The organism is Pseudomonas sp. W3I7 (assembly GCF_030816095.1).
GTDB lineage: Bacteria > Pseudomonadota > Gammaproteobacteria > Pseudomonadales > Pseudomonadaceae > Aquipseudomonas > Aquipseudomonas salomonii.
Window position 1 is genome coordinate 6238659 of sequence record NZ_JAUSXP010000001.1, and the last position, 22826, is coordinate 6261484.

Consider the following 22826-nt stretch of genomic DNA (forward strand, 5'->3'; position numbering starts at 1 on the left):
CAACTCGGTCTGCCAGACCTACCGAGGTGATGCTATCGCAGGCAAGCCAGCTCCCACAGAGCCTTAGGTGTACTGATACTCTGAACTAAACCTTTCTACCGAGTCTGCGATGCCCCGGCCCAACCGCCACACTCTCTTCCCCTTCCTCGCCTGGCTGCCGCGCCAAACCCGCGCCAGCGTCGGCCGGGATGCGATTGTCGGGCTCAGCGGCGCCGTACTCGCCTTGCCGCAGTCGATTGCCTACGCGCTGATCGCCGGGCTCCCACCCGAATACGGCCTGTATGCCGCCATCATCCCGGTGTTGATCGCGTGCTTGTGGGGTTCGTCGTGGCACCTGATCTGTGGGCCGACGGCAGCGATATCCATCGTTCTGTACGCCAGCGTCAGTCCGCTGGCCGTGCCTGGCTCGCAGGACTACATCACGTTGATCCTGTTGCTCACATTTCTCGCCGGCGTATTCCAGTGGTTGCTGGGCATGCTGCGCTTCGGCGCGCTGGTGAATTTCGTCTCGCATTCGGTGGTGCTGGGTTTCACTCTGGGCGCTGCCGTGGTGATTGCCCTGGGGCAATTGCCCAACTTGCTGGGGCTGGATTTACCCAGCCAGGCCACGGCGATCAACAGCTTGCTGGCACTGATGGACCATGCCGGGGAATGGGACCACGCTTCATTGGCGCTGGGCCTGGGCACCTTGCTGGTGGGCGCGCTGCTCAAATACCGGGTCCCGCGTTGGCCGACGCTGTTGATCGCCCTGGCACTGGGCAGCCTGGTGGCGTGCCTGTGGCCGGCAATGTTCGGGCATGTGGCGCGGGTGAGCTCGTTTATCGGCAAACTGCCGCCGTTCAGCCCGCTGCCGATGGACTTGGACATGCTCCTGCGCCTGCTGCCCAGTGCCGTGGCGGTGGGCATGCTTGGGCTGGTCACCAGCCTGTCGATTGCGCGCTCGCTGTCGGCGCGTTCGCAGCAATTGCTCGACGCTAACCAGGAAGTCCGCGCGCAGGGTTTATCCAATATCGTCGGCGGCTTTTTCTCCGGGTACTTGTCGGCCGGTTCCTTTACCCGCTCCGGCCTCAGCTATGAAGCGGGCGCCTGCTCGCCGTTGGCGGGCGTGTTTTCCGCGCTGTGGGTGGCAGTGTTTGCGTTATTTGGCGCGGCATTGATCGCGCACATCCCGATCCCGAGTATGGCCGCGAGCATCCTGCTGATTTGCTGGGGCCTGGTGGATCATCGTGGCATTCGCGCGCTGTTCCGCGTCAGCCGCGCCGAGTTTGTGGTGATGAGCCTGACGTGCATCGCGACTTTGCTGCTGGAGCTGCAAACAGCGATTTATGCGGGGGTGTTGGCGTCATTGTTTTTCTACCTCAAACGCACCTCGCAGCCGCGGGTTCAGCAGTGGCGCGACGGTGATGAGGATGTGTTGCGGGTGGGCGGCTCGATCTTTTTTGGCGCCAGCCATTACCTGCAAGTGCGCCTGCAAAGCTTGCAAAGCGAACGGGTGGTGATCGAGGCGCAGCAGATTAATTTTATCGACTATTCCGGGGTGGAGATGCTGCACCAGGAGGCGCGACGGCTGAAGGGTGTGGGGCGCAGCCTGACGTTGCGCCGGGCCAGGCCGCAAGTCGTCGAAGAGTTGAAAAAACTGGAAGGGGCCGACAACTGCCCCATCCATTTCGAAGACTGAATGCGGTTAAAACTGTGGGAGCTGGCTTGCCTGCGATAGCGCTGGATCAGCCAGCACATCTGTATCTGATACACCGCTATCGCAGGCAAGCCAGCTCCCACATTGGATCTTCACAAGGCTGGAATCAGTTGGCTGCCAGTTGCCGACGCAACTCAGCCAACACCGGCGCCGACTCCGGGCGCACGCCGCGCCACAGGAAGAAGGCTTCTGCGGCCTGCTCCACCAACATGCCCAAACCGTCCATCGCCACCGCCGCGCCTTGCTCGGTAGCCCAGCGACAGAACGCGGTCGGCTCCTTGGCGTACATCATGTCGTAGCAAAAGGTCTTGCCCGGTTCGATCAGGCTGCCCGCTATTGGCGGTACATCGCCTGACAGGCTGGCAGACGTGGCATTGATGATCACGTCCACCGGCTCACGCAGCCAATCGAAACCGCTGGCCGACACCGGCCCCAAATCGTCGAACAGCTCGGCAAGCAACTCGGCCTTTTCCACGGTGCGGTTGGCGATGATCAGCGACGCAGGTTGCTCAGCCAGTAATGGCTCCAACGCCCCGCGTACGGCGCCACCGGCGCCCAGCAGCAGGATGCGTTTGCCTTGCAGGCTCAACCCGGCATTCACCGTGAGGTCGCGCACCAGGCCGGCGCCGTCGGTGTTGTCGCCCAGCAAGGTGCCGTCGCCCAACTTGCTCAGGGTGTTCACGGCGCCTGCGCGCTGGGCGCGTTCGGTCAGGCTGTTGGCCAGGCGGTAGGCGTCTTCCTTGAACGGCACGGTGACGTTGGCGCCACGGCCTTGTGCAAAGAACTCACGGGCACAGCCGGTGAAATCCTCCAGCGGCGCGAGCAAGGTGCTGTAGTCCAGTTGCTCGCCGGTCTGTTCGGCGAACATACGGTGAATCAGCGGCGACTTGCTGTGGCCGATGGGGTTGCCGAACACCACATAACGGTCCATCAGACAGCCGCCTTGGGCGCAGCAAGGCCCAGCCAGTCGCGGTCTTGCAGGTAGTAATCGGTGAGGCGCGCCTCTTCGCTGCCGGCTTCGGCTTTCCAGTCGTAGCTCCAGCGTACTTGCGGCGGCAGCGACATCAGGATCGACTCGGTACGCCCGCCCGATTGCAGGCCGAACAGGGTGCCACGGTCGTAGACCAGGTTAAATTCAACGTAGCGGCCGCGACGAAATTCCTGGAACTGGCGCTGCTGCTCGGAGTAAGCCATGGCCTTGCGGCGCTGCAGGATCGGCAGGTAGGCGTCGATATAAGCATCGCCGATAGCACGGATGAAGGCGAAGCAGGTGTCGAAGCCCCACTCGTTCAAGTCATCGAAGAACAGGCCGCCGATGCCGCGCGGTTCATTGCGGTGCTTGATATGGAAGTAGGTGTCGCACCAGGCCTTGTAGCGCGCGTACACGTCCGCGCCAAACGGCGCACAGGCCTGCTCGGCCACGCGGTGCCAGTGGATGCAGTCTTCTTCATTGCCGTAGTAGGGCGTGAGGTCGAAGCCGCCACCGAACCACCACACCGGCTCTTCGCCGTCTTTTTCGGCGATGAAAAAACGCACGTTGGCGTGGGACGTTGGCACGTGCGGGTTGTGCGGGTGGATCACCAGCGACACGCCGAGGGCTTCAAAGCCACGGCCGGCCAGCTCCGGGCGATGCGCACTGGCGGAGGGCGGCAGGCCGCTGCCGAATACGTGGGAAAAGTTGACGCCGCCTTTTTCGATCACCGAACCGTTTTCGATCACACGGGTGCGACCGCCGCCGCCGGCAGGCCGGGTCCAGGCGTCTTCGATAAAGCGAGTGTCCGTCTCGAAGGTTTCCAGGGCGCTGCAAATGCGGTCTTGCAGGTCGAGCAGGTAGGCCTTTACAGCCTCGGTGCGGGTAGTCATGGCATCACCTTGAATCGGGCAAAGCTACGCGAGGCCATTGGGCGTCGGCGGCAAATGGGCGCACAGGATACCACCGCGCTTACGTCCTTCCGCACTTAGGTGCGCCGCAGTTGACGAAGATCAAGGTTAGGAGTGGGATAGGGGGCTACGCGATTCGACCTCAGGAGAAGTGCAGATGGCCAAACGTATCCAGTTCAGCGCCCATGGCGGCCCCGAAGTACTTGAGTATGTGGACTACACCCCGGCAGAACCTGGACCCCAGCAGGTGCGTGTGCGTAACGAGGCCATCGGCCTGAACTTCATCGACACCTATTTCCGCAGTGGCCTGTATGCGCCGCCCGCGCTGCCATCGGGCCTTGGCGCAGAAGGTGCTGGCGTGGTGGATGCGGTTGGCAGCGAGGTCACGCAGTTCAAGGTCGGCGACCGCGTGGCCTACGGCAGTGGCCCACTGGGCGCGTACAGCGAGCTGCACGTGCTGCCTGCCGCCAACCTGGTGCATTTGCCGGACGCTATCAGCTTCGAACAGGCTGCCGGCGCGATGCTCAAGGGCCTGACCGTGCAGTACCTGCTGCGCCAGACCTACGAGTTGAAGGGCGGCGAAACCATCTTGTTCCACGCCGCTGCCGGTGGTGTGGGCTCCCTGGCCTGCCAATGGGCCAAGGCGCTGGGCGTGAAGCTGATCGGCACCGTGAGTTCGCCGGAGAAAGCCGCCCTGGCCAAATCCCTTGGCGCCTGGGAAACCATCGACTACAGCAAGGAAAACGTCGCACAGCGCGTACTGGAATTGACCGACGGCAAAAAAGTCCCGGTGGTGTACGACGGCGTCGGCAAAGACACTTGGCTGACCTCACTGGACAGCGTGGCGCCACGGGGTTTGGTGGTGAGTTTCGGCAATGCGTCAGGCGCGGTGGATGGCGTGAACCTGGGGATTCTGGCGGCGAAGGGCTCGTTGTATGTCACTCGGCCGACACTGGCGACTTATGCCAGCAACCCGAAAGACTTGCAGGCGATGGCTGATGATCTGTTCTCGATGATCAAGAGCGGCAAGGTGCGTATTGATATCAACCAGCGGTTTGCGCTGGCGGATGCGGCGAAGGCGCAGACGGAGTTGTCGGGGCGCAGGACGACCGGGTCGACCATTTTGCTGCCTTAACTGCCCATTGTGGCGAGGGCGCTTGCTCCCGTTGGGCCGCGAAGCGGCCCCAAAACAGTTAGGTGCTTCTTCAGGTAAGCCGCATCGTCCGGTTTTGGGCCTGCTTCGCAGGCCAACGGGAGCAAGCTCCCTCGCCACAAAGGCACTAAGAAGGCCGCACTACCTCACCCGTCGCCAAATCGCGAATCAGGCTCGGGTTCTTGCGCCCACCCAGGGCACCACCCAGCACCAAATCCACTTGGCCACGGAAATACTGCTCCACACGAAGCCGCGTGCGCGCCGCCGGGCGGCCTTGCGGGTTGGCTGAGGTAGAGATCAACGGCCCCACCTGCGCGCATAAATCCCTCACCAACGGATGATCGCTGACCCGCAGCGCCACGGTGTCATGCACACCGGTCACCCATTCCGGCAGCATGCCCTGATGCGGCACCAGCCAGGTGTTCGGCCCCGGCCAAGTACTGGCCATGCGGTCAATCCAGGTGTCCGGGAAGTCTTCGAATAGAAAATCGAACTGACGGATATTGTCCGCTACCAGAATCAGCCCCTTGTCGACCGAGCGATTCTTGATCGCCAGCAGCCGGTCTACCGCGTCTTCATTCCACGGGTCGCAGCCCAGGCCCCAGACCGCTTCGGTCGGATAGGCAATCACCGCGCCTGCGCGAATTTCTCGTGCGGCTTCCAGCACACGCCACCTGTTGACCATTGCTCACTCTCCGGACTAAAGCTCTGCGCAGTTTACCGATGTTCTTTGCAAAAACTAATTACATAAGCGGGCCGCGCGCAAGCCATCGCCCGCTTTCGCAGATCACCAGGCCCTCAAGTTCAAGCTCGGTAAGCGCCGCCAGTGTGTGGGCCAAAGGCCGCCCGCTGGCCACCGCCAAAGCCTCGCTGGTGAGGGGTGCCGCGTGCAGCAGCGCCACCAGCGGGTGGGTGACCGGCATCGGCGCCGGGCGGGACAACGCCTGCCAACCGCGCAAGCCATCCAGGATGTGCTCGATGGACTCCACCAGCGTCGCGCCATCGCGAATCAACTGATGGCAGCCCTTGGCGCCCGGATGATGAATGGAGCCCGGAATCGCATACACCTCACGCCCTTGCTCGGCCGCAAGCTTGGCCGTGATCAGCGAACCGCTGGCCATGCTGGCTTCCACTACCAGCACCCCCAGCGACAGGCCGCTGATGATCCGGTTGCGTCGTGGGAAGTTGGCGGCCTGGGGCGCAGCGTCCAGCGGAAACTCGGAAACCACCGCGCTGCCTTGGGCAATCATCGCCGCTGCGAGCTGGCGGTGGCGTTGTGGATAAACATTTTCGAGGCCGGTGCCGAGCACGCCGATTGTCTGCCCCCCGACATCTAATGCCGCTTGGTGCGCAGCACCGTCGATGCCCAAGGCCAAGCCACTGGTAATGACAAAACCGGCGCTCGCCAGGCTGCGCGAAAAGGCGGCGGCAGTGTCCATCCCCGGGCGGGATGCACGCCGACTGCCGACCATGGCCAACTGCGGTTTTTCGAGGATGTTCGGCTCGCCGGCGACGAATAACAACGGCGGTGCATCGTCGATCTGCGCCAGCAATGCAGGGTACTCAGGCTGGTCCCACATCAGCAAATGCTGGGCCGGGCGCTCCAACCATGCAAGCGCAGCACTGGCGCCATCGCGAATTTCAGGGCTGCGCCTGGCATCGGCGCTAACGGCTGGCAACCCAAGGGAACGCCAGGCACTTGCCGGTGCACTGATGGCCCTGGAGGCAGAACCAAATGCCTCGATCAATACACGAAAACGCTTGGGACCCAGTTCCGGCAGCCTGTTCAAGCGTAGTCGGGCTTCCAGTTCTGCAGGGGAAATTTCAGGGCTGTTTGTCGGATACATTTGATCGTCCTTGATCTGAACAAGCTGTGGATAACTCTGTTGGTAACTTATTTAGCAGGCTATTTATTGCGTTTGTCGGGCAGTCTCGAATCGATCCATTACTGCCAGCGAACGTGAGGCTCTGAGCACCAGGCCATAACTGAGTTTTTCGTAGGTGCGAAACACCAGCAGCGTGCCAGCGTACTCCTCGGGAAGTTGGGCCGGGGCGCCAGAGAGGCTGTCGCGAACGCTCACGCCGGTCTTGATCACCGTGAGCAGGTGGCCTTCAGCCAGACCGTCACGGCGGCCCTTGTTCAAAGTCACGGCATCCATTACGCCGATCTGGGAGACACCCTTGGGAATATCGATAATGTGCCCCTCGATGAAAGGCGCAGGCTGCCGATTGGCCCATTCGACGGGCGGTTCGGCACGCAGCAAGCGGTCGCCCGGGCGCACTTCCTGGGTGACCCGTTGCACGGCCAGGGTGCTGAGGTCGCCCGCCACTACAAAGCGTGCGCTGCCGATGTCGTCGGCATTGATGCCCAACAACTCCCGGGTTTGCGGGTCGGTGTAGGTTTTGCCGCGACGAAAGATCCCATAGTCCGGCTGGGTCGGGTCCAGGTCACCGCGGGCATACACGCGCTCACCGTTGGCGCCCAGGACTCGTCCCGCGTCGGCGGCAACAATGTAAGGCGCGTTGTCCAGATCCTGGGGCGTATCGAAAATGCGGTTGTGCAACAAGAAGTGGCGGATGGCCTGTTGCGTGGCCTGTTCCAGGCGCGGGCCGGGCTGGGGAACCAGGGCCATGGCGAGCGGCGCCCACAACAGCAAGACGAGTAGCGATTTCCTCATGGGGTCAATCTCCTTTATTATGTGCGTTCGCGTGAAATGCCATAGCCTTCGCGGCTTTCGAGCCTTTCACACCGGCGGTCTGGGTCCATCCCAACGCCGATTTGCCTCTACCTCACATGTGCAGCAATTACGCTTATGGCTATTTTGAACATCCTCGAATTTCCCGACTCGCGCCTGCGCACGATCGCCAAACCGGTGGCCGTAGTGGACGACAAGGTTCGTCAGTTGGTCGATGACATGTTTGAAACAATGTATGAAGCCCCGGGCATCGGCCTCGCCGCCACCCAGGTCAACGTGCATCAGCGCGTCGTGGTCATGGACCTGTCGGAAGATCGCAGCGAACCTCGGGTGTTTATCAACCCCGAGTTCGAACCGCTGACCGAAGAGATGGGCGAATACCAGGAAGGCTGCCTGTCGGTGCCGGAGTTCTACGAGAACGTCGAACGCCCGCTGCGCGTGAAGATCAAGGCCCTGGACCGTGACGGCAAGCCCTACGAACTGATCGCCGAAGGCCTGCTGGCAGTGTGCATTCAACATGAATGCGACCACCTCAACGGCAAGCTGTTTGTTGATTACCTGTCCACGCTTAAACGCGACCGGATCAAGAAGAAGCTGGAAAAAAAGCATCGCCAGCAAGCTTGATGCCCTTCTTCCAAAGGCTTGCTGCGGCAAGCCTTTTTCTTTTGTGACTGTTTTTTACCGAGACCTCCCATGACCGAGCCACTGCGCATTGTTTTTGCCGGCACTCCCGAATTTGCTGCCGAACACCTCAAGGCGCTGCTTGCCAGCCCTTATGACATCGTGGCGGTGTACACCCAGCCGGATCGCCCGGCCGGTCGCGGGCAAAAACTGATGCCAAGCCCGGTCAAGCAGTTGGCGCTTGAGCACAACATCCCTGTGCTGCAACCGCCAACCCTGCGCAATGCCGATGCCCAGGCAGAACTGGCGGCGTTGAAGCCCGACTTGCTGGTGGTGGTGGCTTACGGTTTGATCCTGCCTCAAGCCGTACTGGATATCCCGCGCCTGGGCTGCATCAACAGCCACGCTTCGTTACTGCCACGCTGGCGCGGTGCGGCGCCGATCCAGCGCGCCGTGGAAGCCGGTGACCTTGAAAGCGGCGTGACCGTGATGCGCATGGAGGCGGGTCTGGATACCGGCCCGATGCTGCTCAAGGTTGCCACGCCGATCACGGGCGAAGACACCGGCGGCAGCCTGCACGACCGCTTGGCCGAGCTTGGCCCACCTGCCGTTATCCAGGCCATCGCTGGCCTGGCGGCCGGTACGCTGGAAGGCGAAGTGCAGGACGACAGCCTCGCCACCTACGCGCACAAATTGAACAAAGATGAAGCCCGCATCGACTGGAGCCGCCCGGCCGTGGAGCTGGAGCGCCTGGTGCGCGCCTTCAACCCGTGGCCGATCTGCCACAGCACCCTCAATGGCGAAGCCTTGAAAGTGCTGGCCGCCACCTTGGCGGATGGCAAAGGTGCTCCGGGTGAAATCATCGGCGCCAGCAAGGACGGCCTGTTGGTCGCCTGCGGTGAACAGGCGCTGTGCCTGACCCGCCTGCAATTGCCCGGCGGCAAGGCACTGAACTTCGGCGACCTGTTCAACAGCCGTCGTGAGAAATTTGCCTTGGGCACGGTTCTCGGGGCGGTCGCTCAATGAACCCGCGTCTGGCCGCCGCCAAGGCGCTTGCTGCTGTACTCAACGGCAAGGCTTCGCTGAACAGTTCGCTGCCTACGCAAATGGACAAGGTTGAAGACCGTGATCGCGGTTTCACCCAGGACCTGGCCTTTGGCACCGCCCGCTGGCAGCCGCGCTTGTCGGCGCTGGCGGCCAAGCTGCTGCAAAAGCCATTCAAAGCGGCTGATGCCGATGTAGAAGCCCTGCTCCTGGTGGGCCTCTATCAGTTGCTCTACACCCGCGTGCCCGCGCATGCCGCCATCGGTGAAACCGTTGGTTGCGCCGACAAGCTGAAAAAGCCGTGGGCAAAGGCCTTGCTCAACGCCGTACTGCGCCGTGCCCAACGTGAAAGCGAAGCGCTGCTGGCCGAGCTGGAACATGACCCGGTGGTGCGCACGGCTCACCCGCGCTGGCTGCAAAAATCCCTGAAAGCCTTCTGGCCCGAGCAATGGGAAGCGATTTGCGCCGCCAACAATGCGCACCCGCCGATGATTTTGCGGGTCAACCGTCGCCATCACAGCCGTGATGCCTACCTGCAATTGCTGGCCGATGCCGGCATCAGTGCCACGCCGTGTGTGTACAGCGTCGACGGCATTGTGCTGGAAACCGCCACCGACGTGCGCAGCCTGCCGGGTTTTGCCGAAGGCTGGATCAGCGTGCAGGACGAAGCTGCACAACTGGCCGCCGACCTGCTCGACCTGGCCCCCGGCCAACGCGTGCTGGACGCCTGCTGCGCGCCGGGCGGTAAGACGTGTCACATTCTGGAAGTCGAAAAAGACCTTGCCGGTGTAGTCGCCGTCGACCTGGAAGCCAAGCGCCTGGTGCGTGTGCGTGAAAACCTCGCGCGCCTGGGACTGAGCGCCGAGCTGATCGCCGCCGACGGCCGCGACACCGCCACCTGGTGGGACGGCAAACCGTTCCAGCGCATCCTGCTCGACGCGCCATGTTCCGCCACGGGCGTGATCCGCCGTCACCCGGATATCAAGCTCACCCGCCAACCCGACGACATCGCCGCCCTGGCCGTGCTGCAAGGCGAACTGCTCGACGCCCTGTGGCCAACCCTGGACGTCGGCGGCATCCTGCTCTACGCCACGTGCTCCACGCTGCCGACAGAAAACACCGAGGTGATCCAAGCCTTCCTCGCCCGCACCCGTGGCGCACGGGAGCTGGACCTCGCCACGACGGCCGGTATCAAGCAGCCCCACGGCCGCCAGTTGCTCGCGCAGGAAGGCGGACACGATGGCTTCTACTACGCCAAACTGATCAAGATTGCTGCCGCGCGCAGCTAATGGGTTTAAGGGAGTGACCGGATGAAGATCATCATCCTTGGTGCAGGGCAGGTCGGCGGCACGCTGGCCGAACATTTGGCCAGCGAAGCCAACGACATCACCGTGGTCGACACCGACAGCGAGCGCCTGCGCAACCTGGGCGACCGCCTGGACATCCGCACCGTGCAAGGCCGCGCATCATTCCCGACCGTGCTGCGCCAGGCCGGTGCCGATGATGCCGATATGCTGGTGGCGGTGACCAACAGTGACGAGACCAACATGGTCGCCTGCCAGGTCGCCCATACCCTGTTCCACACGCCCACCAAGATCGCCCGCGTGCGCGAAGCCGCCTACCTGACCCGTGCCGGTCTGTTCGACAACGATGCGATTCCGGTGGACGTGCTGATCAGCCCCGAACAGGTGGTGACCCATTACATCAAGCGCCTGATCGAAATTCCCGGCGCCTTGCAGGTCATCGACTTTGCCGAAGGCAAGGCGCAACTGGTGGCGGTGAAGGCGTATTACGGCGGGCCGCTGGTGGGCCAGCAACTGCGCCAGTTGCGTGAACACATGCCGAATGTGGAAACCCGCGTGGCGGCGATTTTTCGTCGCGACCGGCCGATCCTGCCCCAGGGCGATACGGTGATCGAAGCAGACGACGAAGTGTTTTTCATCGCAGCCAAAGCGAATATTCGTGCGGTGATGAGCGAAATGCGTCGACTGGATGAGAGCTACAAACGCATCGTTATCGCTGGCGGCGGGCAGATCGGCGAGCGCTTGGCCGAGGCCATCGAAAGCCGCTATCAGGTGAAGATCATCGAGATGAACCCGGCGCGCTGCCGGCATTTGTCCGACACCCTCGACAGCACCGTGGTCCTGCAAGGCAGCGCCTCGGACCGCGACTTGCTGATGGAAGAAAACATCGCCGACGCCGATATCTTCCTGGCCCTGACCAACGATGACGAGGCCAACATCATGTCCTCGTTGCTGGCCAAGCGGCTGGGGGCGAAAAAGGTGATGACCATCATCAACAACCCGGCCTATGTCGACCTGATCCAGGGCGGTGACATCGACATCGCCATCAGCCCGCAACTGGCGACCATCGGCACCTTGCTGGCCCACGTGCGCCGTGGCGATATCGTCAGCGTGCACTCCCTGCGCCGGGGCGCGGCGGAAGCCATCGAGGCGATTGCCCATGGTGATTCAAAGTCGAGCAAGGTGATCGGCAAGGCCATCCGCGATATCGGCCTGCCGCCGGGCACCACTATTGGTGCGATTATTCGTGATGAAGAGGTGATCATCGCCCATGACGATACGGTGATCGCCACGGGTGACCACGTGATTTTGTTCCTTGTGGATAAAAAGCATATTCGCGATGTGGAGAAACTGTTCCACGTGGGGCTGAGTTTTTTCTAGTCAGGAATATTTCATTGTGGCGAGGGAGCTTGCTCCCGTTGGACTGCGTAGCGGTCCCCAACATTTTGCGAGCGCTTCGCACTCGAGCGGGAGCAAGCTCCCTCGCCACAACAGCCATCTTTCACTCAAGGTGAAAACAAATGCTCGAATCCCTGGAAAAAATGCTCGCCAAGGGTGTGGATAATTCCTTGCTGCGCTTTGGCTTGGGCAAGGGTTATCTGGACTTGAAGGACAACGCTAAAGCAGCCGAGCATTTGCAGAAATGCGTCGAGTTCGATCCGAAGTATTCGGCGGCCTGGAAGCTGTTGGGCAAGGCTCAGCAGGGTTTGGGTGATAGTGCCGCAGCACGACTGGCGTGGGAGAAGGGCATTGAAGCGGCCCTGGCCCATGGCGATAAACAGGCCGAAAAAGAGATGACGGTGTTCCTGAAGAAACTCGACCGCCAAGCCTGAATGGAGATCAAAAATGTGGGAGCGGGCTTGCTCGCGAATGCGGTGTATCAGCTACATATCAGTGACTGACACTCTGCATTCGCGAGCAAGCCCGCTCCCACAATGGTTTCGCATAGACCTTAAGTCAGCCGCGCATCAGTACCACCGCTCCTCACCCGGCGGGCGTTTCTTGAAGCGCTTCATGCTCCACATGTACTGGCTCGGGTAGGCGCCGACATAGCGCTCCACCACCTTGCTCATCGCCGCGCAGGACGTGGCCGTGTCGGTGCTGTACATATCTTCCGGGGCCGCTTCCAGAATCACTTTGTAACCCGAACCGTCCGGAAGCCGCAGCGCATGCAGGAACACGCCGACGGCTTTATGGCCTGCCAGCATGTTCGGCACAAACTTGCTGGTCAGCGCCTGGGTGGCGAAAAACGGCACGAAGATCCCGGCAGATTCCGCCGGCTCAGGGTCAGCGGGAATGCCCACCTGGCCACCTTTGCGCACTTCCTTGATCACGCTGAGGATGCCTTCCTTGGTGGAAGCCGCCACACGGTTACCCAGTTGCACGCGCTGCTTTTGCAGCAACTCATCCACCGCCTTGAGCTTGGGCGGGCGGTAGAAAATGATCGGTTTGCACTGGTTGCAATAGAAGTGGTTCAACACCTCCCAGTTGCCCAGGTGGCTGGTGATGCCGACCACGCCTTTGCCTGAGGCCAATGCCTCATACAGCACTTGGAGGCCTTCGACTTCGCGCACCAGGTCGATGGAACGCTGAGCCGGCCAGATCCAGGCGCAGGCGCTTTCGGTCAGCGACTTGCCGATGTCCATCAGGCTCTGGCCCACCAGACGCTCGCGGGCGGCCGGGTCCATGTCCGGGAAGCATTTGGAGAGGTTGATCCGCACCGTGTCGCGGGAGCGGTTGGGGGTTTTCCACATGATCCAGCCAATCGCCGTGCCGACGGCCTGGACAGCGCGCCAGGGCAGCAGGGCAAACAACCGAAGAGCGCCTACCAGCAAGGCGCCTTTAAACTTTTCCACAGGTCACTCCTGATCGTGTGTGGTGCGCAAAGCGGGCATTCTAACCGGCGTTGGCCAAGTCCGCGTAACGGTCGCAGTCCTGGGTGTGGTCCATGACCATGCCCGAAGCCTGCATGAACGCGTAACAGATGGTCGGGCCGACGAAGGTGAAACCGGCTTTTTTCAATGCTTTACTCATGGCTTGAGCTTCGGGGGTAATCGCCGGGACTTGGCTGCGATCGGTAAAGTGATTGACCTTGGGCACGCCGCCGACAAACGACCAGAGCAAGCCCACCGGGTCCTCCAGCGCCAGCCAGGCGGCGGCGTTGCGGCGAGTGGCGTTGAGCTTGAGGCGATTGCGCACGATGCCCGGGTCGAGCATCAGCGCTTCGATCTCTTCATCGGTCAACAGCGCCAAACGCTGCGCATCAAAGCCGAACAAGACCTTTCGATAATGCTCACGTTTGCGTAAAACGGTGATCCAGGACAGGCCCGCCTGGAACCCTTCGAGCAAAAGCAACTCGAACAAGCCCTGCGCATCGCGCAGCGGCGTTCCCCACTCCTGATCGTGATAAGCCATGTACAGCGGATCTTCAGAACACCAAAAGCAGCGTGGCATAAGGCTCCAGGGAGTGGTGGCAGGGCCGAATCGGGTATACTCCCGCTCTTTAAATCGCAGCCCAAGTAACAGGTGAATTTCGTGAGCCAGCCTACGCCAGCCGTGCGTACCTTCCAAGACTTGATCCTCGCCCTCCAGCAATACTGGGCCGAGCAAGGTTGTGTGGTACTTCAGCCCTACGATATGGAAGTAGGCGCCGGCACTTTCCACACCGCAACATTCCTGCGGGCCATCGGCCCGGAAACCTGGAACGCCGCTTATGTGCAGCCCAGTCGTCGCCCGACTGACGGCCGCTACGGCGAAAACCCGAACCGCCTGCAGCACTACTACCAGTTCCAGGTGGTACTGAAGCCGAACCCGGACAACTTCCAGGAGCTGTACCTGGGTTCGCTGAAACATGTCGGCCTGGACCCACTGGTACACGACATCCGTTTCGTCGAAGACAACTGGGAATCGCCAACTTTGGGCGCCTGGGGCCTGGGCTGGGAAGTCTGGCTCAACGGCATGGAAGTGACGCAGTTCACGTACTTCCAGCAAGCGGGCGGCATCGAGTGCTACCCAGTGACCGGCGAGATCACCTACGGTCTTGAGCGCCTGGCCATGTACCTGCAAGGCGTGGATTCGGTCTACGACCTGGTGTGGGCTGACGGCCCGTTCGGCAAAGTCACCTACGGCGACGTGTTCCATCAGAACGAAGTGGAGCAATCCACTTACAACTTCGAACACGCCAACGTCGACAAGCTGTTCGAACTGTTCGACTTCTATGAAAGCGAAGCCAAGCGCCTGATCGAACTCGACCAGCCGCTGCCGTTGCCGAGCTATGAAATGGTGTTGAAGGCTTCCCATACCTTCAACCTGCTGGACGCCCGCCGTGCCATCTCGGTAACTGCGCGTCAGCAATACATTCTGCGTGTACGCACCCTGGCGCGTTCCGTCGCCCAAGCCTACCTGTTGGCTCGCGCCAAGCTGGGCTTCCCGATGGCAACCCCAGACCTGCGTGATGAAGTGTTGGCTAAGCTGGAGGCTGCACAATGAGTGCTCAAGATTTCCTGGTTGAACTGGGCACCGAAGAGCTGCCACCCAAGGCACTCAATACCCTGGCCGATGCGTTCCTGGCCGGTATCGAAAAAGGCCTGCACAGCGCCGGCCTGAAATTCGCTGCGAAAAAAGTCTACGCCGCACCACGTCGCCTGGCGGTGTTGCTGACCGCGCTGGAAACCCAGCAACCGGACCGCAGCATCAACCTCGACGGCCCACCGCGTCAGGCGGCGTTTGATGCTGAAGGCAATCCGACTCAAGCCGCCCTTGGTTTCGCCAAGAAGTGCGGCGTCGAGCTAAGCGAGATCGACCAGAGCGGCCCGAAACTGCGTTTCAGCCAGGTCATTACCGGCAAGCCAACGGCGAGCCTGTTGCCGACCATCGTTGAAGACTCCCTGAACGACCTGCCTATTCCCAAGCGCATGCGCTGGGGTGCGCGCAAGGAAGAGTTCGTGCGCCCAACTCAGTGGCTGGTGATGTTGCTCGGTGACCACGTCATCGATTGCACCATCCTCGCCCAGAAGGCTGGTCGTGATTCCCGTGGTCACCGCTTCCACCATCCAGAAGCCGTGCGCATCACCTCGCCGGCCAACTACGCCGCCGACCTGCGTGGCGCTTACGTGCTGGCCGATGCCAACGAGCGTCGCGAGCTGATCAGCAAGCGCACCGAAGAGCTGGCCCGCCTGCAGGAAGGCACTGCCATCGTGCCGCCAAGCCTGCTCGACGAAGTGACCGCGCTGGTTGAATGGCCGGTGCCGCTGGTGTGCTCGTTCGAAGAGCGTTTCCTCGACGTGCCGCAAGAAGCCCTGATCACCACCATGCAGGACAACCAGAAGTATTTCTGCCTGCTGGATGTGGACGGTAAGTTGCTGCCGCGTTTTATCACCGTGGCCAACATCGAAAGCAAAGACCCTCAGCAGATCATCGCCGGTAACGAGAAAGTCGTGCGCCCGCGTCTGACTGACGCCGAGTTCTTCTTCAAGCAAGACAAGAAGCAGAAGCTCGAAGACTTCAACCTGCGCCTGCAAAACGTGGTGTTCCAGGAAAAACTCGGCAGCGTCTACGACAAGGCCGTACGCGTTTCCAAGCTGGCCGCCTACATTGCCCCACGCATTGGCGGTGACGCTGCCTGGGCAGCCCGCGCTGGCTTGCTGTCCAAGTGCGACCTGGCCACCGAAATGGTCGGCGAGTTCCCGGAGATGCAAGGCGTCGCCGGTTACTACTACGCCCTCAACGACGGCGAGCCGGACGATGTTGCCCTGGCACTGAACGAGCAGTACATGCCGCGCGGTGCCGGTGCTGAGCTGCCAAGCACCCTGACCGGTGCGGCCGTGGCCATCGCCGACAAGCTGGACACCCTCGTCGGCATCTTTGGTATCGGCATGTTGCCTACCGGCAGCAAAGACCCGTATGCCCTGCGCCGTGCGGCCCTGGGCGTGCTGCGTATCCTGATCGACAAAAAGCTCGACCTCGACCTGACCCAGGCCGTGGTGTTCGCTGTCGGCCAGTTTGGCACCAAGGTCAAGCAAGCCGGCCTGGCCGAGCAAGTGCTGGAGTTTGTATTCGACCGCCTGCGTGCGCGTTACGAAGACGAAGGCGTGGACGTTTCCGTCTACCTGTCGGTACGTGCCCTGCAACCGGGTTCGGCACTGGACTTCGACCAGCGCGTACAGGCCGTACAAGCCTTCCGCAAGCTGCCGGAGGCCGATGCCCTGGCCGCCGTGAACAAGCGTGTGTCGAACCTGCTGAGCAAGGCTGACAACCTCGGCAATACCGAAGTCGACCCTGGCCTGTTTGCCGATGCCAAGGAGTTCTCGCTGAACTCGGCCATCGCCAAAGCGGAAAACGCCGTGAAGCCGCTGCTCGCCGAACGCAACTACGCCGAAGCACTGGCGCGCCTGGCCACCTTGCGTGAGCCGGTGGATGCGTTCTTTGAAGCGGTGATGATCAATGCCGAGGATGCTGGCGTGCGGAAAAACCGCTACGCCATGCTGGCGCGTTTGCGCGGCCTGTTCATCAACATCGCTGATATTTCCGTACTGGGCTGATCATGTTGAAACTGCTGATTCTCGATCGGGACGGAGTGATCAATTACGACTCCGACGCTTACATCAAGTCGGTGGCGGAGTGGATTCCACTGCCCGGCTCGATCGAGGCCATCGCGCAGTTGAGCAAAGCCGGCTGGACGGTGGCCATCGCCACCAACCAGTCCGGCATCGCCCGCGGTTATTACGACATCGCCACCCTGGACGCCATGCACGCGCGTTTACGCACGCTGGTGGCCGAGCAGGGCGGTGAGGTGGGGCTGGTGGTGTACTGCCCCCACGGGCCGGATGAGGGCTGCGATTGCCGCAAACCCAAGCCTGGCATGTTGAAAACTATTGCAGAACATTACAAGGTGCCGTTAGCTGGGATATGGTTCGTCGGGGACAGCCTCGGTGACCTGGAGGCGGCCAAAGCCGTCGACTCTCAGCCAGTTTTGGTTAAAACCGGTAAAGGCGAAAAGACCCAGGCGAAAAACCTGCCGGTAGGCACTTTGATTTTTGACGATCTGGCGGCGGTTGCCGCAGAACTTATTAACAACTAGCCACCCTCGGCTTCCTGAACAAGGATTGCTCGGGAGTGCGCTTTTAGCAGGCGGGCCATGTCCCGCAACGGTAAATGCTGCCATGTCGATTTTGCAGGCCATCAGAACCTTCTTCTTTTACCTGCTGCTGGGCACCAGTTCGTTTCTGTGGTGCACCCTGAGCTTTTTTATCGCGCCGTTCCTGCCGTTCAAGGCGCGCTATCGTTTTATCAACGTCTATTGGTGCCGCTGTGCGTTATGGCTGACCAAGGTATTCCTGGGCATTCGTTTCGAGATCAAGGGCGCTGAAAACGTCCCGGACCAGCCCTGCGTGATTCTGTCGAATCACCAGAGCACATGGGAAACGTTCTTCTTGTCCGCGTACTTCTCGCCCCTGAGCCAGGTGCTTAAGCGTGAGCTGCTTTACGTGCCGTTCTTCGGCTGGGCAATGGCCATGCTGCGGCCGATCGCCATTGACCGTGACAACCCCAAGGCGGCGCTCAAGCACGTGGCCAAGAAGGGTGACGAGCTGCTCAAGGATGGCGTTTGGGTGCTGATCTTCCCGGAAGGTACCCGTGTGCCGTATGGCACTGTGGGCAAGTTCTCACGCGGTGGTACCGCGTTGGCGGTCAACGCCCACCTGCCAGTGCTGCCGATTGCGCATAACGCCGGCAAGTTCTGGCCGAAGACTGGTTGGGCCAAACGCGAAGGTACGATCACTGTGATTATTGGCGAGCCCATGTACGCCGAAGGTGAAGGGCCACGCGCCATTGCCGCACTTAATGACCGCGCCCAAGCGTGGAATGAAGCGCAGCAACGGGCCATGGGTTCGCTGCCTCCGGAGCCGGTTGTAGTCGAGACACCGGCGATTTAGTGATCTGTGGATAACCTGTGTACGGTTTGTTGGCGAATTGGCGTTTTTGTTTCATAACAAGCTGATTTACTTACATATTTCTCAAGCTCATAAAATCGCGAAAAACGTGCATAAGTTTTTTCAGCATAAAAAACCGGTCCTTGTGACCGGTTTTTTATGCACAGTAAAAAAGTACGTTTTTTAATCATCGAGCAGCGGCAATTGCAGGCTGAAAGTCGAACCTTTACCTACCTCGCTTTCACACAGAATGCGTCCGCCATGGCGCTCCACCACAGCTTTGACCATGGTCAATCCCAACCCCAGGCCCTCACTGCCCTGAGCCGAGTCAAAGCGTCGGTATTGGCTGAACAACTCCGGTAAATCCTCTGGCGCAATACCGGGTCCTTGATCGCTGATGCGGCATTCCAGCCACCCTTGCGCGCTGCCGTGGCTCAAGGTGACGGTGGTGCCGGAAGCGGAATACTTGATCGCATTTTCCAGCACGTTGAATAACGCTCGGGTCAGCAACGATTGATCCGCGCAGACCATGCCTTCATCGGCCTCGTCCAGATCATGAACCAGGTGAATGCCTTTTAGTTGGGCGATGACCGCCACTTGATCGAAAGCATCCATCACCAGCATCGCGAACAGCGTGGGTTGAAACTGGTAACCATCGGCCTCGGCTTTGGCCAGTTGCACGAAGGATTCAGTCAGGCTCAGCGCACGCCGGACCTGTTGTTCGATCTGAACAAACACCGGCGACTCACCGTTATGCACATCCAGCAGCGCCAGGATCGCCGAGTGCGGCGCACGCAAGTCATGGGACAGAAAGCGCAGCATGGTTTCGCGGTGCTGCTGGGCTTCGCGTTCCTTGCTCAGGTCTGTGAGGCTCAGTAGCCAACCGAGGGCGACGTCACCTTCGGCCGGCAGCAAAGGGGCAAGCTCCATGCGCAGGCTACGCTGGTGGATGTCGCGAAACTCAACGAGTTCCAATGCTGAGAGAGCAGGGCGCACGCCATTGTGCAGCGGCGGATAACCCAGATCGGCGAGTTGATCGAGCAGGTTTTGGTTGACCAACTCATTACTGAACACTTCGCGCGCAATCCGGTTGGCCAGCAGGATGCTGCCTCTGGGGTCGGTAATCAGCGTGGCCACTGGCAGGCACTCCAGTCCGTCAGCCATAAACCGCCGGGTGTCGCGTGTACGGCTTACCGCTTGTTCAAGTGCAAAGATCCGCGCTTGCAGCACATCGCCCTTGCTCGCGGGCGCACGACGACGCTCGGGAAGCACCTTGGGTTCGTTATCCAGCCGCGCCAGCTCCCAGCCGAAGTAGGCAAGGATCACGCTGAGGCGCCGCCAGTTCCAGATCAAATAACTGAGCAGCAAACCAATCAGGCACGCAGCGGGCGACCACCAGTGGCCCAGGCCCAGCAACACCCACGAAACGAACAACGCGCTCGCCATGCAGCCCAGGGTCATCCACAACGCGTAGCGGGGGCGATACAACAACAGGCCCAGTAACAATGCCACCCAGGTAGTCGCCATCAGGGCCGACACCGCGCCGGGTAGGTCAACAATGCTGCGCCCTTGCAGCAGGCCATTAAGCACGTTGGCCTGGATCTCCACACCCGCCGTAGTACCGACCGTCGACGAGAGCGGGGTAACGAAACGATCGCCCATACCGGACGCGGTGGCGCCCACCAGAACCAGCCGGCCACGCAGCCGTTCCGGGTCGACCTCACCGCGTAGAACGCTGGCGTAGGAAACCGTAGGAAAGCGGGTGTTGGCAGCGATGAACGGGATCCGAATGGCGTGCTCCCGATGCCAGGACGGATTGATCGGTTGCTGGGGTTCGCCTGGCATCTCAGCGGCCTGGCCGCTCAACGCATAGGCCATCCACGCCAACTGCGGCGTAGTGTCACCGGGCGGGCCCTCTCGCAAAAACAGGCTGCGCACCACGCCGTCACTGTCTGCTTCAACATTGATATGCCCGAGACCTTTAGCGCATTTGAGCAGCGGCAGCATTTGCGCGTCGGGCGCGCTGTAGCTGGCCGCTTCCTCACGCAGCAACGGCAATACCACGTTACCGGCATTGCACACGGCCGCCGTAAGGCGTTGATCGTTGGCGGGGATACCGGGCTCACTGAAGATCACATCGAAGAGGATGGCCGCAGGTTGTGCGGCGCTCAGGCGGTTGATCAGGTCGGCATGCAAACTGCGCGGCCAAGGCCAGCGGCCCAGCTCTTTCAGGCTGGGGTCGTCGATGGTCACCAGCAAGATTCGCGGGTCTACCGGCAAGGGCGCCAGGCGCCTGAGGCTGTCATACAGCGGGTTGTTCAGCGCCAGGCCCGGGCTCAACGACAGGTAAGCCGTCATCGGCAACAATAGCAAACCTATCCACAACCACTCGCGCACCAGGCCGTGGAACAAGCGCTGGGCATGGGTGGGTTGGCGTTTTTCGGCCTTGCGCCACAGCATCATTGGTCAACCACCGCTGGCCTGTGCCTGGGTGGCGGGTGGGTAATAGAAGATGTCATAAACCCCGGTTTCTCCCTCCAGGCCCTGCGCGTCATAGGCAGACAAACGCACGTGGTAAAACGATGCCTTGAGCCCAGTGAAGCGCATTTTCGGCTCACTGGAAAAGTATTCCTGCTTGATATTCATAAAGGCTGAGTCGGTCGCCACTTGGGCACGGTAGCGCTGTGCACCAGGCAATGGCCGCAGGTACAGGCTCCAGACCGGCGACTGACCTTTCTGGCCGTCCTGGCCAATCAATACCGGCGCGGGCAAAAGCTCCACGGCTTTGAGTTCGCCTTGTTGCTTTAGCAGCAGACCTTGGCGTGCGCCCACCTTTACTTCGGCTGCGGCGCTGCCTTCTGAACGGTTAACCGCAACCTGGCCGTTGAGCACCTCCAGCACAGATTGCTCGCCGTCATTGCGCACGCGAAAGTGCGTACCGCGCACACCGAGAACAGCGACGGGCGTCACGATCTGAAAACGGTCGTAGTCGCTGGCTCGCTTGATCACATAGGTCTCGACTTGGCCCTGTTCCAGAATGACCTGGGGAATCGCCAGCTTTTCCACCCAGTGCAGGCGCACTTGTGAACTGGAAGGCAGCACCACGCGGGAGCCATCACCCAGACGCAGGCTGGTAAAAGCCGATGTCGACGTCTTCACGCCTTCTTGCTCATCAATGTTCATCCCTTCCAGCAGAGGCTGAGCCCGGCCTTTAGCGTCGAGCTTCCAGGCTTCACCCGTCAAATGCTGCACAACCGCCGGCAACGGTTGAGCGCGGCACTGGAACGGCTCGTCAATATAAGCAGGGCGATAAGGCGTGGCAGCCTGCGCAGTATCGATGACCAAGGCCAGCAAGGCGGGTAGGGCACACCATAATCGATAGGCAGAACAGGTCATGGTGCTCATCACCCGGGTAGTTTCAGACGGCATCTGACCTCGGCACGTACAGGTTTACGGCAGCGCATGTGTCGGCTGATCCTTTTCCTCAGGGTTAGGAGCCGGTATCTTTCGACTAGTAGGTACGAAAGACTTTAAACGGGTTTACGGCCCTTTGATATCAGCGTACCGATAGATCCTGTGAACATTGAGTCTGGCCACAATTCTTCAGATTCAACCACAGGCATCTGCGCACTACCTACGCGATTGAACAGACCGTCGGCTGTCGTATTTTTTGTAGAAAGGACCCACCCATGCGTGTCGCAATACTGGACGACGAACCCGCTGAATTGCGTCGGGTTGAACAGACGCTGCGACAGATCCCCAGCACCGCAGAGCAACCCTGGTCCCTGCATTTCTTCGAACGCGGTGAAGACCTGCTGCGCCAACTGCGCCGCGAAACCTTTGACCTTTTGATACTCGACTGGCAACTGCCCGATATCACAGGCATCGCATTGCTGCGTTGGACCCGCGAACACATGGACTCACCCCCCGCCGTGATCATGTTGACCAGCCGCGATGCCGAGAGCGATATCGTCACCGCGCTCAACAGTGGGGCAGACGATTACGTCAGCAAACCGTTTCGGCCAAACGAGCTCAAGGCTCGGGTCAACGCCGTACTACGCCGCCATGGGCTGCAAAAGCCTGCGACTAATGAAGTGCAGAGCTTCAACGACCTGACCTTTGATGATGCCGAACTGACGGTGACGCGTGCGGGTAAGCCGATCAATCTCACTGAGCGTGAATACCGCCTGGCCAGTTGCTTGTTCGCCAACCTGGCTCGGCCACTGTCTCGGGAATATCTGTATGAGCGGTTTTGGAGCCATGAAGAAATGGTCTCCTCGCGACCACTGGACACGCATATTTATCGGCTGCGTAACAAGCTGGGGCTGACCGCCGACCGGGGTTGGCAGCTGCTGACAATCTACGGGTACGGCTATCGGTTGGAGAGTGTGGCGGCGGCCCAAGGTTAAAAACAGTGATGTTCCACGTGGAGCAATTGTAAAACGCTTAAGTTTCACCCAATAAAAAAGGCCAACGCTCAGCGTTGGCCTTTTTGTTTTAGCG

The 22826-nt window shown here is 60.8% G+C and carries 21 protein-coding genes; 12 read left to right on the forward strand and 9 right to left on the reverse strand.

Features of this window, described 5'->3' with window-relative positions; translation table 11 throughout:
• The first annotated feature begins 109 nt into the window (after positions 1-109).
• On the forward strand, positions 110-1678 hold the full coding sequence (locus QF043_RS28540) for a SulP family inorganic anion transporter (protein WP_307421056.1): 1569 nt from the start codon (positions 110-112) through the stop codon (positions 1676-1678).
• 124 nt (positions 1679-1802) lie between these two features.
• On the opposite strand, the gene aroE is transcribed toward QF043_RS28540, so the two are convergent.
• Both aroE and hemF read right to left on the reverse strand, forming a co-directional pair.
• Positions 1803-2627, reverse strand: a complete 825-nt coding sequence (gene aroE / locus QF043_RS28545) for a shikimate dehydrogenase (RefSeq protein ID WP_069785792.1) — start codon at positions 2625-2627, stop codon at positions 1803-1805.
• A complete protein-coding gene (hemF, locus tag QF043_RS28550; protein ID WP_307421057.1) occupies positions 2627-3559 on the reverse strand; it encodes an oxygen-dependent coproporphyrinogen oxidase in 933 nt (310 codons plus the stop codon). Before hemF ends, aroE begins: the two co-directional genes overlap by 1 nt.
• Positions 3560-3734: 175 nt before the next feature.
• On the opposite strand from hemF, the gene QF043_RS28555 reads away from it, so the two are divergent.
• Complete coding sequence (locus QF043_RS28555) at positions 3735-4712, forward strand: NADPH:quinone reductase (protein WP_307421058.1); 978 nt, start codon at positions 3735-3737, stop codon at positions 4710-4712.
• A gap of 145 nt (positions 4713-4857) precedes the next feature.
• Here the strand turns inward: QF043_RS28555 and QF043_RS28560 are convergent, their stop codons facing one another.
• From QF043_RS28560 to QF043_RS28570, 3 genes are all read right to left on the reverse strand, one after another.
• Positions 4858-5415: an L-threonylcarbamoyladenylate synthase gene (locus QF043_RS28560; protein WP_056860965.1), complete on the reverse strand. Its 558-nt coding sequence runs from the start codon at positions 5413-5415 to the stop codon at positions 4858-4860.
• Between the two features lie 58 nt (positions 5416-5473).
• Positions 5474-6577, reverse strand: coding sequence for a DNA-processing protein DprA (gene dprA / locus QF043_RS28565; RefSeq protein WP_307421059.1), 1104 nt, complete (start codon positions 6575-6577; stop codon positions 5474-5476).
• Between the two features lie 63 nt (positions 6578-6640).
• Complete coding sequence (locus QF043_RS28570; RefSeq protein ID WP_307421060.1) at positions 6641-7408, reverse strand: peptidoglycan-binding protein; 768 nt, start codon at positions 7406-7408, stop codon at positions 6641-6643.
• Positions 7409-7543: 135 nt separating this feature from the next.
• Here QF043_RS28570 and def point away from each other — a divergent pair, with 135 nt between their 5' ends.
• The 5 genes from def to QF043_RS28595 all read left to right on the forward strand — a co-directional run bounded on the left by def (position 7544) and on the right by QF043_RS28595 (position 12227).
• Positions 7544-8050 (forward strand): peptide deformylase, encoded by a 507-nt coding sequence (def, locus tag QF043_RS28575; RefSeq protein WP_017135146.1) that lies wholly within the window; start codon positions 7544-7546, stop codon positions 8048-8050.
• Positions 8051-8119: 69 nt separating this feature from the next.
• Positions 8120-9073 carry a methionyl-tRNA formyltransferase gene (fmt, locus tag QF043_RS28580; protein ID WP_056860962.1) on the forward strand — a complete coding sequence of 318 codons (954 nt, stop codon included), beginning with the start codon at positions 8120-8122 and terminating at the stop codon, positions 9071-9073.
• Positions 9070-10380 (forward strand): 16S rRNA (cytosine(967)-C(5))-methyltransferase RsmB, encoded by a 1311-nt coding sequence (gene rsmB / locus QF043_RS28585; RefSeq protein WP_307421061.1) that lies wholly within the window; start codon positions 9070-9072, stop codon positions 10378-10380. The genes fmt and rsmB overlap by 4 nt, the downstream gene beginning before the upstream one ends.
• Positions 10381-10401: 21 nt before the next feature.
• On the forward strand, positions 10402-11775 hold the full coding sequence (gene trkA / locus QF043_RS28590; RefSeq protein WP_056860960.1) for a Trk system potassium transporter TrkA: 1374 nt from the start codon (positions 10402-10404) through the stop codon (positions 11773-11775).
• 140 nt (positions 11776-11915) lie between these two features.
• Positions 11916-12227 carry a hypothetical protein gene (locus QF043_RS28595; protein WP_307421062.1) on the forward strand — a complete coding sequence of 104 codons (312 nt, stop codon included), beginning with the start codon at positions 11916-11918 and terminating at the stop codon, positions 12225-12227.
• 135 nt (positions 12228-12362) lie between these two features.
• Here the strand turns inward: QF043_RS28595 and QF043_RS28600 are convergent, their stop codons facing one another.
• Complete coding sequence (locus QF043_RS28600; RefSeq protein ID WP_307421063.1) at positions 12363-13250, reverse strand: lysophospholipid acyltransferase; 888 nt, start codon at positions 13248-13250, stop codon at positions 12363-12365.
• Positions 13251-13290: 40 nt separating this feature from the next.
• Positions 13291-13848, reverse strand: coding sequence for a DNA-3-methyladenine glycosylase I (locus tag QF043_RS28605; RefSeq protein ID WP_307421064.1), 558 nt, complete (start codon positions 13846-13848; stop codon positions 13291-13293).
• Positions 13849-13929: 81 nt separating this feature from the next.
• On the opposite strand from QF043_RS28605, the gene glyQ reads away from it, so the two are divergent.
• From glyQ to QF043_RS28625, 4 genes are all read left to right on the forward strand, one after another.
• Complete coding sequence (glyQ, locus tag QF043_RS28610; protein ID WP_003187265.1) at positions 13930-14883, forward strand: glycine--tRNA ligase subunit alpha; 954 nt, start codon at positions 13930-13932, stop codon at positions 14881-14883.
• Entirely contained in the window at positions 14880-16934 is a 2055-nt protein-coding gene (glyS, locus tag QF043_RS28615; protein WP_307421065.1) for a glycine--tRNA ligase subunit beta, read from the forward strand. The genes glyQ and glyS overlap by 4 nt, the downstream gene beginning before the upstream one ends.
• Positions 16934-17473, forward strand: coding sequence for a D-glycero-beta-D-manno-heptose 1,7-bisphosphate 7-phosphatase (gene gmhB / locus QF043_RS28620; RefSeq protein ID WP_178116801.1), 540 nt, complete (start codon positions 16934-16936; stop codon positions 17471-17473). The genes glyS and gmhB overlap by 1 nt, the downstream gene beginning before the upstream one ends.
• 82 nt (positions 17474-17555) lie before the next feature.
• Positions 17556-18326, forward strand: coding sequence for a 1-acyl-sn-glycerol-3-phosphate acyltransferase (locus QF043_RS28625; RefSeq protein ID WP_056860956.1), 771 nt, complete (start codon positions 17556-17558; stop codon positions 18324-18326).
• Positions 18327-18506: 180 nt separating this feature from the next.
• Here QF043_RS28625 and QF043_RS28630 read toward each other — a convergent pair whose 3' ends face one another.
• Both QF043_RS28630 and QF043_RS28635 read right to left on the reverse strand, forming a co-directional pair.
• Positions 18507-20786 carry a CHASE2 domain-containing protein gene (locus tag QF043_RS28630; protein ID WP_307421066.1) on the reverse strand — a complete coding sequence of 760 codons (2280 nt, stop codon included), beginning with the start codon at positions 20784-20786 and terminating at the stop codon, positions 18507-18509.
• A 3-nt stretch (positions 20787-20789) separates the two neighbouring features.
• Entirely contained in the window at positions 20790-21719 is a 930-nt protein-coding gene (locus QF043_RS28635; RefSeq protein ID WP_307421542.1) for a FecR domain-containing protein, read from the reverse strand.
• Positions 21720-22012: 293 nt separating this feature from the next.
• On the opposite strand from QF043_RS28635, the gene QF043_RS28640 reads away from it, so the two are divergent.
• Positions 22013-22732, forward strand: a complete 720-nt coding sequence (locus tag QF043_RS28640; protein WP_017135134.1) for a response regulator transcription factor — start codon at positions 22013-22015, stop codon at positions 22730-22732.
• The last annotated feature ends 94 nt before the right edge of the window (positions 22733-22826 follow it).